Source organism: Niallia sp. FSL W8-0635 (assembly GCF_038007965.1).
In the GTDB taxonomy this organism is placed as follows: Bacteria; Bacillota; Bacilli; order Bacillales; family Cytobacillaceae; genus Niallia.
Genome location: NZ_JBBOYD010000001.1, coordinates 124,828 through 139,832, shown reverse-complemented (window position 1 = coordinate 139,832; position 15,005 = coordinate 124,828). Strand labels below are relative to the sequence as shown.

The following is a 15,005-nucleotide window of genomic DNA, read 5'->3' as shown; positions in this document are numbered from 1 at the left end:
TATTTTTGTAAATAATAATCTTACCAACGATAGTGAGCAAACGCTTTGTTTGCTTCAGCCATTTTATGTGTATCTTCACGTTTCTTCACAGATGCACCAGTGTTGTTAGCTGCATCTAAGATTTCGTTAGCTAATCTCTCTTCCATCGTTTTCTCTCCACGAAGACGAGAATAGTTAACTAACCAGCGAAGACCTAAAGTTGTACGTCTTTCAGGACGAACCTCCACTGGAACTTGATAGTTAGAACCACCAACACGGCGTGCTCTTACTTCAAGAACTGGCATGATATTCTTTAATGCTTGATCAAATACTTCAATCGCTTCTTTTCCAGAACGCTCAGCAACGATTTCGAATGCTGAATATAGGATAGCTTGAGATTTTCCTCTTTTACCGTCAATCATCATTTTGTTGATTAAACGAGATACAAGCTTAGAATTGTAAATTGGATCTGGTAACACGTCTCTTTTTGCTACAGGACCTTTACGTGGCATTTGATTTCCTCCTTTCGATTATGCTATAAAATCTAATTTATTATTTTTTAGCTGCTTTTGGTTTTTTAGTACCGTATTTAGAACGACCTTGCATACGGTTTGTAACACCAGCAGTATCAAGCGCACCGCGTACGATATGATAACGTACCCCTGGTAAGTCTTTTACACGTCCTCCACGGATTAGTACAACACTATGTTCTTGTAGGTTGTGACCAATACCAGGAATGTATGCTGTTACTTCAATACCGTTTGTTAAACGAACACGTGCATATTTACGTAATGCAGAGTTTGGTTTCTTCGGTGTCATTGTACCAACACGAGTACATACCCCACGTTTTTGAGGTGCAGATACGTTTGTTTGTGCTTTTTTGAAACTGTTATAACCTTTGTTTAACGCAGGAGACTTCGACTTTTCTTCAGCAGATTGACGAGGCTTGCGCACTAATTGGTTAATTGTAGGCATTTCTTTTTCCTCCCTTCCTTTTATGTTTGAAGCCCACACATCCAGGTGGTTCATATTAGGGCAAAAACAAAGTTTTCATGGTATTTTCCATAAAAACAGTTTTAATTAATTATGGCAACAGTTACTGCGCCTACTTCTATTCCACATGATTCGCCGAGCTTCTTCATGGATCCAACAAGTATAATTGGAATATTAACTTCATCAGCTATTTCAGATACTTTTCTAATTAACATTGGATCAGCATCTTCTGCAACAATAACTTCAGTCGCTATTCCTTTTTTTAACGCCTTTACTGTTTGCTTTGTTCCTACTACTATTTTACTTGCCTGTAGTACTTTTTCATAAGACATTTTTTATATCCTCCAAAGTAACAGGTGAATAGGAGCACCTTTGATATAGTATCATCTATAAAATTATATGTCAATTATTTTCCTGAAAAACTTTAATAGGAATACATTTTATTGTCCTAAAAGTCATGGTATACGAGGGTTCTATCGATCATCTTATAATGATATAGTCGATAGAATCCCCGCAATAACCACATTCTTTCTTTTTCAGAAATAAATTTATTTATTTACTCTACAGTAACCGACTCTTCTGTTTGTTCTTCTACAGTAATTGGCTCTGCATAGCGATATCTTGGCATACCTGTTCCAGCTGGAACCAACTTACCAATAATTACATTCTCTTTTAATCCTAGTAATTCATCACGTTTTCCTTTAATCGCAGCATCTGTAAGAACTCTTGTGGTTTCTTGGAATGACGCAGCCGATAGGAATGAATCTGTTTCAAGAGATGCTTTTGTAATACCAAGCAATACTGGTCTTCCTGTAGCAGGAAGTTTACCTTCTCTTAAAGCTTTTGCGTTTGCATCAGTAAATTGGTGAATATCTAATAGTGTTCCTGGTAATACATCTGTTTCACCAGCGTCCACTACTCTGATTTTACGAAGCATTTGGCGAACCATTACTTCTACGTGCTTATCACCAATTTCTACCCCTTGCATACGATATACTTTTTGTACTTCGCGAAGTAGATATTCTTGTACTGCTGTAACGTTTTTCACTTTAATTAATTCTTTCGGATCAATAGAACCCTCTGTTAATTCCTGTCCTTGTTCTACAACATCATCAATTTTAACTTTCAATCTAGCTGTGTAAGGAGCAGTATATGTTCTAGTTTCTAATTCACCTTGAACAACAATTTCATGTTGTCTGTCTCTACCTTCATTGATACCAACAACAACCCCAGCCATTTCAGTGATAACCGCTTGCCCTTTTGGATTACGAGCTTCGAATATTTCCTGAATACGAGGTAAACCTTGTGTGATATCGTCTCCAGCCACGCCTCCTGTATGGAATGTACGCATTGTTAACTGTGTACCCGGCTCCCCGATGGATTGCGCTGCAATAATACCAACAGCTTCTCCTACTTCCACCTCTTGGCCAGTTGCTAGGTTGCGACCATAACATTTTTTACATACTCCATGACGAGTATTACATGTAAACGCAGATCTAATCCATACTTCTTCGATGTTAGCTTCTACAATTTCTACCGCTAAATCTTCTGTAATAAGACCATTTTCAGGAACAAGAACTTCCTTCGTTTCTGGATGTTTAATGGCTTTTCTTGCATATCTTCCAATTAAACGCTCATCAAGTGATTCGATAATTTCTGTTCCCTCTTTAAGAGCAGAAACCAATAATCCTCTATCTGTTCCACAATCATCATCACGGACAATAACATCTTGTGCAACATCTACTAGACGACGAGTTAAGTAACCAGAATCTGCTGTTTTCAGTGCTGTATCGGCAAGACCTTTACGCGCACCGTGAGTAGAGATAAAGTACTCTAGTACCGTTAATCCTTCACGGAAACTTGAGATAATCGGTAACTCGATAATTCTACCAGCCGGGTTGGCCATCAAACCACGCATACCAGCAAGCTGTGTAAAGTTAGATGCGTTACCACGGGCACCTGAATCACTCATCATAAAGATTGGATTTCGTTTATCTAAGGACTTCATTAGCTTAGCTTGGATTACATCTTTCGCTGAGCTCCAGATAGAAATTACGCGATCATAACGTTCTTCCTCTGTAATTAATCCACGTCTAAATTGTTTCATTACATTATCTACTTTGCCTTGTGCTTCTTCGATAATTTCTTGTTTTTCACCTAACACAACGATGTCAGCTACACCAACAGTAATACCGGCTTTCGTAGAATGTTTGAATCCTAAATCTTTCATTCTATCCAACATCTTAGAAGTTTCCGTAATCTTGAATCGTTTAAATACTTCAGCGATTATATTCCCTAAAATTTTCTTTTTAAACGGATCAAGTATCGGCAACGCTCTGATAGCAGCAGGAACATCTACACCCGGCTCCACAAAGTATCTTTCAGGAGTTTTTTCTTCTAAGTTTGTTTTAGTCGGTTCATTAATGTATGGGAAAGATTTTGGTAAAATCTCGTTGAAAATTAATTTACCAACTGTCGTTAATAACAATTGCTTATTTTGCTCTTCTGTAAATGTTTCATTATTTAAAGAGCTAGCACGCACTGCTACACGTGTGTGTAAATGCACATAACCATTTTGGTAAGCCAAGATTGCTTCGCTCGTATCATTGAAGATCATTCCTTCTCCAACTGCACCTTCACGCTCTAATGTTAAGTAGTAGTTTCCTAACACCATATCCTGTGAAGGAGTAACAACCGGTTTACCATCTTTAGGGTTCAAGATGTTTTGAGCTGCAAGCATAAGTAAACGCGCTTCCGCTTGTGCCTCAGAAGATAAAGGAACGTGAACCGCCATTTGGTCTCCGTCAAAGTCAGCATTGTATGCTGTACATACTAGCGGATGAAGACGAATCGCACGGCCTTCTACTAAAGTTGGTTCAAACGCCTGGATTCCCAATCTATGTAGAGTAGGGGCGCGGTTAAGCAATACTGGATGCTCCTTAATTACTTCTTCAAGTACATCCCAAACTTCTGGTTGAAGTCTTTCAATTTTTCTTTTTGCAGACTTAATATTATGAGCAATACCTTTTTCTACTAACTCTTTCATAACGAAAGGCTTAAACAATTCGATTGCCATTTCTCTAGGCAGTCCACATTGATACATCTTTAAGTTCGGACCTACAACGATAACTGAACGTCCAGAATAGTCAACACGTTTTCCTAGTAAGTTTTGACGGAAACGTCCTTGCTTACCTTTTAACATATGAGATAGTGATTTTAGTGGTCTGTTACCAGGACCTGTTACTGGGCGTCCACGACGACCGTTATCAATCAACGCGTCAACCGCTTCTTGAAGCATACGTTTTTCGTTTTGAACGATAATACTAGGGGCTCCTAAGTCTAATAATCTTTTTAAACGATTATTACGGTTAATAACACGACGATATAAATCATTTAAGTCAGAAGTTGCAAAGCGGCCACCATCTAACTGAACCATCGGACGTAATTCTGGAGGAATTACAGGAAGCACATCAAGAATCATCCAAGAAGGCTCATTTCCAGAACCACGGAATGCTTCTAATACTTCTAGTCTTTTAATAGCACGAGTTCTTCTTTGACCTTGTGCAGTTTTTAATTCTTCCTTTAAAGCATCTACATCTTTATTTAAATCAATGTCAGATAGTAGTTTTTTGATTGCTTCAGCTCCCATAGAAGCTTGGAATTTCACACCATATTTGTCACGGTATGCTCTATATTCTTTCTCAGAAAGAAGTTGTTTTTTCTCAAGAGCAGTATCACCTGGATCTGTAACCACATAAGAAGCAAAATAAATAACTTCTTCTAAAGCACGTGGAGACATATCTAAAACAAGTCCCATACGGCTTGGGATTCCTTTAAAATACCAAATATGTGAAACTGGAGCTGCTAATTCGATGTGACCCATACGCTCACGACGAACTTTTGCACGAGTAACTTCTACTCCACATCGATCACAAACTACGCCTTTATATCTAACACGCTTGTATTTACCACAGTGACATTCCCAGTCTTTTGTAGGACCAAAAATACGCTCACAGAACAAGCCATCTTTTTCCGGTTTTAAAGTACGATAGTTAATTGTTTCTGGCTTTTTAACTTCACCAAATGACCAAGAGCGGATTTTGTCTGGTGAAGCTAGACCTATTTTCATATATTCAAAATTATTAACATCCAACAAGGGTCCTACCTCCCTTTCGATCTTCAGGCTTTTGCCTTACTTAAAACTTCATAAAAAACATTTATAATCAAAGACAGGCCGTCACAAAAGGGTCTGACCTCACATGAACAATCTATTTATAAAAGATATATCAGGATCTTCTATCTAGATGTCTTCGCAGTGTAGTCTGACCCTTTCGTTTTTAGACAGGCCATGTTCCTTACTTTATTATTCTTGCATGCCTACCTTTTCTGACTCAGGCTCTTGTGTTTCCGAAACAATAGTTAGAGATTCAGCTTGATGAATATCATCATCATCATCTGTGTCTCTCATTTCAATTTCTTCTTCTGTGCTAGATAAGATTTTTACATCTAAACCTAAGCTTTGTAGCTCTTTCATTAATACGCGGAATGATTCAGGTACTCCTGGTTCTGGAACATTTTCCCCTTTAACAATTGCTTCGTACGTTTTCACACGACCAACAACATCATCTGATTTAACAGTAAGAATTTCTTGTAAAGTGTAAGCTGCTCCATAAGCTTCAAGAGCCCAAACCTCCATCTCTCCGAAACGCTGACCACCAAATTGAGCTTTTCCTCCTAATGGCTGTTGCGTTACCAATGAGTATGGTCCAGTAGAACGTGCATGTAGCTTATCATCAACCATGTGAGCAAGTTTGATCATATACATAACACCTACAGATACACGGTTATCAAACGGTTCACCAGAGCGTCCGTCATATAGTACCGTTTTAGCATCCTGTGCCATTCCAGCTTCTCTAATAGTTTCCCATACGTCTTCTTCACGAGCACCATCAAATACCGGAGATGCAACATGGATGTTCAAGCTTCTTGCAGCCATTCCAAGATGCAATTCTAATACCTGACCGATATTCATACGTGAAGGTACACCTAGTGGGTTTAACATGATATCAACTGGTGTTCCATCTGGTAAATAAGGCATATCTTCTTCTGGTAAAATTCGAGAGATAACCCCTTTGTTACCATGACGTCCCGCCATTTTATCGCCTTCATGGATTTTACGTTTTTGAACAATATATACACGTACCAATTGGTTAACACCTGGTGGTAATTCGTCTCCATCTTCTCTATTGAAGACTTTAACATCATGAACAATACCGCCGCCACCATGTGGAACACGTAAGCTAGTATCACGAACTTCACGTGCTTTTTCACCAAAAATTGCATGTAATAAACGTTCTTCTGCTGTTAATTCTGTTACCCCTTTAGGCGTAACTTTACCAACTAGTAAATCTCCGTCTTTCACTTCTGCACCGATACGAATAATACCGCGATCATCTAAGTTGCGTAAAGCATCTTCTCCAACATTCGGGATATCACGAGTAATTTCTTCTGGTCCTAACTTTGTATCACGAGACTCTGATTCATATTCTTCAATATGAATAGAAGTATATACATCATCTTTTACTAAGCGTTCACTCATGATGATAGCATCCTCGTAGTTGTATCCGTCCCATGTCATAAAGGCAACTAATACGTTACGACCAAGTGCTAATTCTCCAAGCTCCATGGAAGGTCCATCCGCAAGAACTTCCCCTTTAGTTACTTTATCACCAACAGCAACGATTGGGCGTTGGTTATAGCATGTACCTTGGTTTGAACGAACAAATTTAAGCATTTTGTATTTATCAAGATTTCCTTTTACCTCTTGACCATCCACTACTGAAATACGTCTAACCCAAACTTCACGTGATTCTACATGTTCAACAATACCAGGATGTTTACAGATAACTGCTGCACCAGAGTCTTTTCCTGAAACGTACTCCATTCCAGTTCCTACTCTTGGAGCTTCTGGCTGCATTAGAGGTACTGCTTGACGTTGCATGTTCGCCCCCATTAAGGCACGGTTAGAGTCATCGTTTTCTAAGAATGGGATACATGCTGTCGCAGCAGATACAACCTGCTTTGGAGAAACGTCCATATAGTCTATACGCTCACGCTTAACAACAACGTTCTCATCACGGAAACGCGCAACTACATCTTCATCTAAGAAAGAACCATCTTCTCCTAAACGAGAATTCGCTTGGGCAACAACATAGTTATCTTGTTCATCAGCAGTTAAATAATCAATTTGAGATGATACTTTACCTGTTTCAGGATCAACACGTCGATATGGCGTTTCGATAAACCCGAATCGATTTACTTTTGCATAAGAAGATAAAGAGTTAATCAAACCAATGTTTGGACCCTCAGGTGTTTCAATCGGACACATACGGCCATAGTGAGAATAGTGAACGTCACGAACTTCCATTCCTGCACGTTCTCTTGTTAAACCACCAGGTCCTAATGCAGACAGACGACGTTTATGCGTCAATTCTGCTAATGGGTTTGTTTGGTCCATAAATTGAGAAAGCTGAGAGCTTCCAAAGAACTCTTTAATAGATGCGATAACAGGTCTAATATTGATTAACTGCTGTGGTGTAATGGTATTCGTATCTTGAATAGACATTCTTTCACGAACAACACGTTCCATTCTAGATAAACCAATACGGAATTGGTTTTGTAACAATTCACCTACAGAACGTAGACGTCTATTACCTAAATGGTCAATATCATCTGTTAAACCTACACCATGTAATAAGTTAAAGAAATAACTGATAGAAGCAATAATATCTGCAGGAGAGATGTTTTTTACAGCTTCTTCTACATATGCATTACTAATAACATTAATCTCTTTATCTCCCTCATCTAGTGGTGAATAAATTTTCACCGATTGAACAACAACGTCATCTTCTAAAACACCACCATAAGGGCTTAGTTTTTTAAATCCGATATTGTTTTCTAGATTTGGAATAATACGATCAAGCGCACGGCGATCTAAAAGTGTTCCTTTTTCTGCAATGATTTCTCCTGTTTCAGGATCCACTAGTGTTTCTGCCAAACGTTGACCAAACAATCTATTTTTAATATGAAGCTTTTTATTAATTTTATAGCGTCCTACATTCGCAAGATCATATCTTTTTGGATCAAAGAATCTTGATACCAATAGACTTTTTGCGTTTTCAACAGTAGGCGGTTCGCCAGGACGTAGTCGCTCATAAATTTCTAATAGCGCTTTGTCTGTGCCTTCGGTGTTATCCTTTTCTAAAGTATTGCGTAAATATTCATTATCACCGATCAATTCAAGAATCTCTTGATCAGAGCCAAATCCTAACGCACGCAACAGAACAGTAACTGGAAGTTTACGTGTACGATCAATACGCACATATACAACATCCTTTGCATCTGTCTCATACTCTAGCCATGCTCCACGGTTGGGAATTACAGTTGCAGTAAATCCTTTTTTTCCGTTTTTATCGAGTTTCCCATTATAATAAACACTTGGAGAACGCACTAACTGAGAAACGATAACACGTTCCGCACCGTTAATAACAAAAGTACCAGTTTCAGTCATAAGCGGGAAATCACCCATGAATACATCTTGGTCTTTTACTTCTCCTGTTTCTTTATTCACAAGACGGACTTTCACACGCAAAGGTGCAGAATATGTAACATCTCGCTCTTTTGTTTCTTCCACTGAATACTTAGGATCACCTAAGCTATAATCAATGAAATCAAGTGATAAATTGCCAGTAAAATCTTCAATAGGTGAAATGTCCTGGAACATTTCTCGCAATCCCTCATCTAAAAACCATTGATAGGAAGAGGTTTGGATTTCAATAAGATTTGGTAATTCTAAAACCTCACTAATTCGTGCGTAGCTTCTCCGCTGGCGGTGTCGTCCATACTGAACAAGTTGACCTGTCAACTGATTCACCCCTCAAATCAAACGTTATAGTACATCTATTAACATCTTACAAAAAGGATTATACAACCCATTTTTATAAGACAAAAAGAAAAAGGGTTTTCCAATCAAAAAACCACATTTTCATATTTCTAATATTATTCTGTTAGTTTTTCCTTCTCACACCAATTTTATACAATAAGTTGGATAAAATTGTGAGTTTCAGAAAAATATTATATTGGCATTATACAATGCTATCACAACAAAAAGGGCTAGTCAATCTTTTTTGCTTGAATTATAAAATACCCTTTTTTCTTTTCTACTATATTTACCTCTTTAAAAAGTTCCTCTAATCTCGCAATAGCAGATGGTGCTCCTTGTTTCTTTTGAATCACAATCCAAAGCTCTCCATTTACAGCTAACCGTTCATAGCTTTGCTCAAAAATATCATGAACGACTTTTTTCCCCGCTCTAATCGGCGGATTAGTTAAAATAGAAGCAAATTTAGTTCCCTTCACTTGAAGAAGTCGATCACTTTCATAAATTCGAACATTTTCAATACCATTTTGCTGTGCATTTTCTTTCGCCAATTCAATTGCACGTAAATTAACATCGACCATATGAATCATTCTTTCTGGAGCAGTTTTTGCGACAGAAAGACCTATTGGACCATAACCACAGCCTACATCTAAAATATCTCCATCTATACTCGGAAATGTATAGGTTTCTATTAATAGTCTAGAGCCAAAATCAACTTCTCTTTTGGAGAAAACCCCATTATCTGTTTTAAAACGTATTGTATTACCTTTTAGCGTAAAATTCCAGTAATTCGGATCGCTATTTACATTCTGGGTTCGGGAATAATAATGTTCTGTCATACGAACACCTCCTTAGGAGAATTTATATAAGGAAGACCACTACTTGAGGATTAATTACAAAGCAAGACAAATCTCGCAATGAATTAAAAAAAGCGCAGATGACTTTTAAGCTATCACATACAGTTAGTAGACTTCCCCATAACTTCTTACATAATTACCTTACACAAAAAGATGGTTTAAAACTCCATTCAACTGAACTGATTGTGACTTGATGCTTTTAAGCCTCATACACTTTAGGAAAAAAAGCCCGCTAATTTAGCGAGCTTCTTTTTAACTAACATTACTTAACTTCAACGTTAGCTCCAACTTCTTCAAGTTTAGCTTTGATTTCTTCAGCTTCTTCTTTAGAAGCTCCTTCTTTAACTGCTTTTGGAGTGTTGTCAACAAGTTCTTTTGCTTCTTTAAGACCAAGACCTGTGATTTCACGTACAGCTTTGATAACTTTAATTTTTTGATCTCCAGCAGATGCAAGAACTACATCAAACTCAGATTTTTCAGCAGCAGCTTCTCCGCCACCTGCAACTACAGCTACAGGAGCAGCAGCAGTTACTCCGAATTCTTCTTCAATTGCTTTTACTAAATCGTTTAATTCTAAAACAGTCATATTTTTAACTGCTTCTAAGATTTGTTCTTTAGACATTATATGTTTCCTCCTTGTATTTTGGGTTTTTTATGATACATTATCGTATAAAATATTAAGCGCCTTGCTCTTCTTTCTGATCTGCAACTGCTTTTGTAGCAAGAGCAAGATTGCGGATTGGTGCTTGAAGAACGCTGAGTAACATAGAAAGTAAACCTTCGCGTGATGGAAGTTCAGCAAGAGCCTTCACTTCTTCAACGGTTGCTAAGTTTCCTTCGATTACTCCTGCTTTAATTTCTAACGCTTCATGTTTTTTAGCGAAGTCGTTTAAAATTTTTGCTGGTGCAACAACATCCTCATTACTGAATGCAATAGCATTTGGACCAGTTAGAGATTCGTTTAAACCTGCTAATTCAACAGATTCAGCAGCACGGCGAGTTAAAGAGTTTTTGAAAACCTTGAACTCAACTCCTGCTTCACGAAGTTGTTTACGAAGTTCAGTTACTTCTGAAACAGTCAAACCACGGTAGTCAACAACGATTGTTGATTTACTTGCTTTGAATTTTTCAGCAATATCAGATACTACTTGTTTCTTTTGTTCGATTACGATGCTCATCTTTACACCTCCTGTAGAATTTCTACATTTATACCGACAAATAAAATCCTCCATATCATTTAGACATGGAGGTGTATACAATAGTTGTTCTCACAACTGATCAAATAATCTATCGTATTACCTCGGCAGGAAATTAAGCTAAAAGTTAGCACCTACTGTCTACGGTACAAATGTTATTTATTTTTTTCAACAAGATGAAGTATATGCTATCTATCTTGTTTTGTCAAATACCAAATTTTATCAAACAGTAGAAGGATCTACTTTTACGCCAGGACCCATTGTTGAAGTAACTGCTACGTTCTTCATGTAAGTTCCTTTTGCAGCTGCTGGTTTTGCTTTTGACATTGTATCAAAGATAGTTTTGAAGTTTTCAACTAGTTTAGCATCATCAAATGATACTTTACCGATTGGAACATGTACGTTACCAGCTTTGTCTACACGGTACTCTACTTTACCAGCTTTGATTTCGTTAACTGCTTTCGTTACATCAAAAGTAACTGTTCCAGTTTTAGGGTTTGGCATTAAACCTTTAGGTCCTAATACACGACCAAGTTTACCAACTTCACCCATCATGTCTGGAGTTGCAACGATTACGTCAAAATCAAACCAACCTTGTTGGATTTTAGTTATATAATCAGCATCGCCTACAAAGTCTGCTCCTGCTGCTTCTGCTTCTTTTAACTTTTCGCCTTTAGCGAAAACTAAAACGCGTTGAGTTTTACCTGTTCCGTTTGGAAGAACTACTGCTCCACGGATTTGTTGGTCAGCTTTCTTAGGATCTACGCCTAAACGGAAAGCAACCTCAACAGATGCGTCAAATTTTGTAGTGCTAGTCTTTCTCACTAACTCAATTGCTTCTTGAATTGGGTAAGCTTTAGTACGATCAACAAGTTTGATAGCTTCTAAATACTTCTTACCTTTTTTAGCCATAACTATATTTCCTCCTTGAATTGTGGTTTTAGCGGAATTACCTCCCACGAATAAAGGTTGCGACTAAAGATTTACCGTCGTCACAACCTTAATCAACACTAACCATATATAGGTTTAGTCTTCAATAACAATACCCATGCTACGGGCAGTACCTTCAACCATACGCATAGCTGCTTCAACGCTAGCTGCATTTAGATCAGGCATTTTTGTTTCAGCAATCTCGCGTACTTTATCACGCTTAACAGTTGCTACTTTATTACGGTTTGGTTCACCAGAACCAGACTCGATACCAGCTGCTTTTTTAAGTAAAACTGCAGCAGGTGGAGTTTTTGTAATAAATGTAAATGAACGGTCTTCGAAAACCGTAATCTCAACAGGAATGATTAAACCAGCTTGTTCGGCTGTACGAGCGTTAAACTCCTTACAGAATCCCATAATGTTTACGCCAGCTTGACCCAATGCAGGACCAACTGGTGGTGCCGGATTCGCTTTAGCTGCTGGGATTTGCAATTTAACAACTTTAATTACTTTTTTAGCCACGAGACACACCTCCTTAAAGTCCGTGATGTGGTAATAGGGGTTTCCCCTCCCACTCAACTTATCGTCTTTATATGAAATAAAGAAATTTGACAATATCCTATCTCTTTATGAGATATACTGACCTATGAAATAGTAACACTTTTTCAAGATCATTTCAAGTTTTCTGGTTAAAATTTTTCAATTTGTGTAAAATCGAGTTCCACAGGGGTATCTCTTCCAAACATATTTACTAATACTTTAACCTTCGCTTTATCCTTATCAATTTCCTCAACAGTCCCAGTAAAATTAGCAAATGGTCCTTCATTTACTTTTACTGTTTCTCCTAATTCAAACTCAATTTCTATTCTTTGTTCCTCTACACCCATTCTCTTCAGAATCACTTGGACTTCTTCCGGTAAAAGTGGAGTTGGTTTAGATCCAGAACCAGCAGATCCTACGAATCCCGTTACACCAGGAGTATTACGTACTACATACCAAGAATCATCTGTCATAACAATTTCTACCAACACATATCCTGGGAAAACCTTTCTTTTCACTACTTTTGTTTTACCATTTCTAATATCAGTTTCTTCTTCTTCAGGTACAACAACGCGAAAAATTTTATCTTGCATCGCCATTGTTTCTACCCGTTTTTCTAAATTGGCTTTCACCTTATTTTCATATCCAGAGTACGTATGCACTACATACCAATTTTTTTCCATAAAAGAGGACTACTTCGTCCGTCCCTCCCTGTAAACTTTATTTTTCGTACTGTTTTTTATATTATCTGTAAGGAACAACTCATTTATTTTTCAGCAAATGAAAAAACCCGTTACCGGGCTTTTGTAAATGTTTCCTATCGTTTTACCATTATACCATGAGTAGACAACTGTTATTCAAGTATTAATCGAATAAGTTCAGAAATTCCTAAATCAACAACTGCAAAGAAGATAGCAAAAAAGACAACAGTTATAAGAACTGTGAGTGTATAATTAGTTAGCTCTTTCTTTTTTGGCCAGCTAACCTTTCTTAATTCTCTACCAACTTCGCGAAAATACTTAACAGCACTTTGCATTTTGTTACCTCCATCTTTAACCGCGGGCAATTATCTATACAAGCGTTATTTTGTCTCTTTGTGAACGGTATGAGCATTACAATTTTGACAAAATTTCTTTATCTCCAAACGCTCTGTTCCATTGTTATTCACAGTAGAATAATTTCTTGACCCACATTTTTCACACGCTAACACAAGCTTTTTGCTCATTTTTATTACACCTACTACGTCCTTTATATCTTTCCAAACTGTATCATGGACACGCATAAGATGTCAATATCAGTAAATATTTGTTATTTCAAAAAAACATTTACACTTAGAGCGAAAACTCTCTTATTTCTAAATATCGCTCAAGCTTTCTTTTCACCCGTTGAAGCGCATTATCAATGGACTTCACATGTCTATTCAATTCCTCAGAAATTTCCTGATAGGATTGACCATCCAGATACAGTGACAATACTTTTCTTTCTAAATCACTTAATAATTCAGACATTTTTATTTCAATATGATCATATTCTTCCTGATTAATGATTAATTCTTCTGGATCAAGCACTTTTGCTCCAGATATAATATCCATTAATGTTCGATCAGATTCTTCATCATAGATGGGCTTGTCCAAAGAAACATACGAATTCAAAGGAATATGCTTTTGCCTGGTTGCCGTTTTAATAGCTGTAATAATCTGTCTTGTTATACACAATTCAGCAAATGCTTTAAACGACGAGAGCTTGTCTTCTTTAAAATCACGAATCGCCTTATAAAGGCCAATCATTCCCTCTTGAACAATATCTTCCTTGTCCGCTCCGATTAAGAAATAGGATCTGGCTTTAGCTCGCACAAAGTTGCGATACTTTTGAATTAAATAATCTAAAGCGTCACTTTCTCCTTTATGCACCAATTCCACTAACACTTCATCTTCAAGTTCCATATAATTTCCAGTATAATCGTTACTCTTAGTCCAGTTGTCAGTACTCATACAGATCCCCCCGACCGTGCAATCATGGATAAATCCATTATACTCTAGCTTTTTTTTGAGCGTCAACAACTCATTTTTCTCCACGACGCCATTTTTCGAAAATTTCTTCTACTTCTCTTGAAAGCGGAATCTTAGCAACAGGCTTTTTTTCTTTTATTTTTTTTACCTTTTTCCCTATTTCCTGCTCCATTCCGCCCATCTCTATCCACAATTCTCTTGCAGATTTCCGCAAGGCACCTTGTCCAAAAATGGCCCATTGTTCCGTGAAATCCGATGTCGCAACATGTATTTGCGTTTTTCTGTTATTTAACTCAATCGCTAGTTTTTCGATCCGTTCATCAGCCGTTTCGTTTTCACGAGTAAAAATGACTTCTACTTTGTAATCTTTAAACTTTTTCTCTGTTCCCTTGACATAATAAGCATCAAAAACAACAATAACTCGGTATCCTGAATACCCTTGATACTCCGCCATTTTACCTACCAAAGCATCCCTTGCTGCTGCAAGATCTTTATTCTTTAGCACATTTAGTTCTGGCCAAGCCCCAATAATGTTATATCCGTCGACGATTAGAATATCCAT

15 protein-coding genes and 1 other annotated feature are annotated in these 15,005 nt (G+C 37.5%); all 15 genes read right to left on the bottom strand.

Annotated elements, in window-relative coordinates:
• Window positions 1-20: 20 nt before the first annotated feature.
• Window positions 21-491, bottom strand: coding sequence for a 30S ribosomal protein S7 (rpsG, locus tag NYE52_RS00720; protein WP_341191340.1), 471 nt, complete (start codon window positions 489-491; stop codon window positions 21-23).
• Window positions 492-531: 40 nt separating this feature from the next.
• Entirely contained in the window at window positions 532-954 is a 423-nt protein-coding gene (gene rpsL / locus NYE52_RS00715; RefSeq protein ID WP_341191339.1) for a 30S ribosomal protein S12, read from the bottom strand.
• 101 nt (window positions 955-1,055) lie between these two features.
• Window positions 1,056-1,304: a 50S ribosomal protein L7ae-like protein gene (locus NYE52_RS00710; RefSeq protein WP_341191338.1), complete on the bottom strand. Its 249-nt coding sequence runs from the start codon at window positions 1,302-1,304 to the stop codon at window positions 1,056-1,058.
• A 224-nt stretch (window positions 1,305-1,528) separates the two neighbouring features.
• Window positions 1,529-5,128 (bottom strand): DNA-directed RNA polymerase subunit beta', encoded by a 3,600-nt coding sequence (gene rpoC / locus NYE52_RS00705; protein ID WP_341191337.1) that lies wholly within the window; start codon window positions 5,126-5,128, stop codon window positions 1,529-1,531.
• 207 nt (window positions 5,129-5,335) lie between these two features.
• The gene (gene rpoB, locus NYE52_RS00700; protein ID WP_341191336.1) at window positions 5,336-8,896 is read right to left on the bottom strand and encodes a DNA-directed RNA polymerase subunit beta; all 3,561 of its coding nucleotides are present in this window, start codon (window positions 8,894-8,896) and stop codon (window positions 5,336-5,338) included.
• A 248-nt stretch (window positions 8,897-9,144) separates the two neighbouring features.
• On the bottom strand, window positions 9,145-9,750 hold the full coding sequence (locus NYE52_RS00695; protein ID WP_341191335.1) for a class I SAM-dependent methyltransferase: 606 nt from the start codon (window positions 9,748-9,750) through the stop codon (window positions 9,145-9,147).
• Window positions 9,751-10,030: 280 nt separating this feature from the next.
• A complete protein-coding gene (gene rplL, locus NYE52_RS00690; protein ID WP_341191334.1) occupies window positions 10,031-10,390 on the bottom strand; it encodes a 50S ribosomal protein L7/L12 in 360 nt (119 codons plus the stop codon).
• A gap of 55 nt (window positions 10,391-10,445) precedes the next feature.
• Entirely contained in the window at window positions 10,446-10,946 is a 501-nt protein-coding gene (gene rplJ / locus NYE52_RS00685) for a 50S ribosomal protein L10 (RefSeq protein WP_341191333.1), read from the bottom strand.
• Window positions 10,947-10,978: 32 nt separating this feature from the next.
• Window positions 10,979-11,129, bottom strand: a sequence feature (ribosomal protein L10 leader region).
• 57 nt (window positions 11,130-11,186) lie between these two features.
• A complete protein-coding gene (gene rplA / locus NYE52_RS00680; RefSeq protein ID WP_341191332.1) occupies window positions 11,187-11,876 on the bottom strand; it encodes a 50S ribosomal protein L1 in 690 nt (229 codons plus the stop codon).
• 114 nt (window positions 11,877-11,990) lie between these two features.
• Entirely contained in the window at window positions 11,991-12,416 is a 426-nt protein-coding gene (rplK, locus tag NYE52_RS00675) for a 50S ribosomal protein L11 (protein WP_141434103.1), read from the bottom strand.
• A 167-nt stretch (window positions 12,417-12,583) separates the two neighbouring features.
• Window positions 12,584-13,117, bottom strand: a complete 534-nt coding sequence (gene nusG, locus NYE52_RS00670) for a transcription termination/antitermination protein NusG (protein ID WP_016204544.1) — start codon at window positions 13,115-13,117, stop codon at window positions 12,584-12,586.
• A 170-nt stretch (window positions 13,118-13,287) separates the two neighbouring features.
• On the bottom strand, window positions 13,288-13,470 hold the full coding sequence (gene secE, locus NYE52_RS00665) for a preprotein translocase subunit SecE (RefSeq protein WP_341191331.1): 183 nt from the start codon (window positions 13,468-13,470) through the stop codon (window positions 13,288-13,290).
• A 45-nt stretch (window positions 13,471-13,515) separates the two neighbouring features.
• A complete protein-coding gene (rpmG, locus tag NYE52_RS00660; RefSeq protein WP_341191330.1) occupies window positions 13,516-13,659 on the bottom strand; it encodes a 50S ribosomal protein L33 in 144 nt (47 codons plus the stop codon).
• A 106-nt stretch (window positions 13,660-13,765) separates the two neighbouring features.
• Window positions 13,766-14,425, bottom strand: coding sequence for an RNA polymerase sporulation sigma factor SigH (gene sigH, locus NYE52_RS00655; RefSeq protein WP_341191329.1), 660 nt, complete (start codon window positions 14,423-14,425; stop codon window positions 13,766-13,768).
• 70 nt (window positions 14,426-14,495) lie between these two features.
• Window positions 14,496-15,005 (bottom strand): NYN domain-containing protein, encoded by a 510-nt coding sequence (locus NYE52_RS00650; RefSeq protein WP_341191328.1) that lies wholly within the window; start codon window positions 15,003-15,005, stop codon window positions 14,496-14,498.

Excerpts from the sequence above, each read along its gene's own strand:
- rpsG (WP_341191340.1), bottom strand. The coding sequence starts at position 491 with ATGCCACGTAAAGGTCCTGTAGCAAAAAGAGACGTGTTACCAGATCCA.
- rpsL (WP_341191339.1), bottom strand. The coding sequence starts at position 954 with ATGCCTACAATTAACCAATTAGTGCGCAAGCCTCGTCAATCTGCTGAA.
- NYE52_RS00710 (WP_341191338.1), bottom strand. The coding sequence starts at position 1,304 with ATGTCTTATGAAAAAGTACTACAGGCAAGTAAAATAGTAGTAGGAACA.
- NYE52_RS00695 (WP_341191335.1), bottom strand. The coding sequence starts at position 9,750 with ATGACAGAACATTATTATTCCCGAACCCAGAATGTAAATAGCGATCCG.
- rplL (WP_341191334.1), bottom strand. The coding sequence starts at position 10,390 with ATGTCTAAAGAACAAATCTTAGAAGCAGTTAAAAATATGACTGTTTTA.
- rplJ (WP_341191333.1), bottom strand. The coding sequence starts at position 10,946 with ATGAGCATCGTAATCGAACAAAAGAAACAAGTAGTATCTGATATTGCT.
- rplA (WP_341191332.1), bottom strand. The coding sequence starts at position 11,876 with ATGGCTAAAAAAGGTAAGAAGTATTTAGAAGCTATCAAACTTGTTGAT.
- nusG (WP_016204544.1), bottom strand. The coding sequence starts at position 13,117 with ATGGAAAAAAATTGGTATGTAGTGCATACGTACTCTGGATATGAAAAT.
- secE (WP_341191331.1), bottom strand. The coding sequence starts at position 13,470 with ATGCAAAGTGCTGTTAAGTATTTTCGCGAAGTTGGTAGAGAATTAAGA.
- rpmG (WP_341191330.1), bottom strand. The coding sequence starts at position 13,659 with ATGAGCAAAAAGCTTGTGTTAGCGTGTGAAAAATGTGGGTCAAGAAAT.
- sigH (WP_341191329.1), bottom strand. The coding sequence starts at position 14,425 with ATGAGTACTGACAACTGGACTAAGAGTAACGATTATACTGGAAATTAT.
- NYE52_RS00650 (WP_341191328.1), bottom strand. The coding sequence starts at position 15,005 with ATGGATATTCTAATCGTCGACGGATATAACATTATTGGGGCTTGGCCA.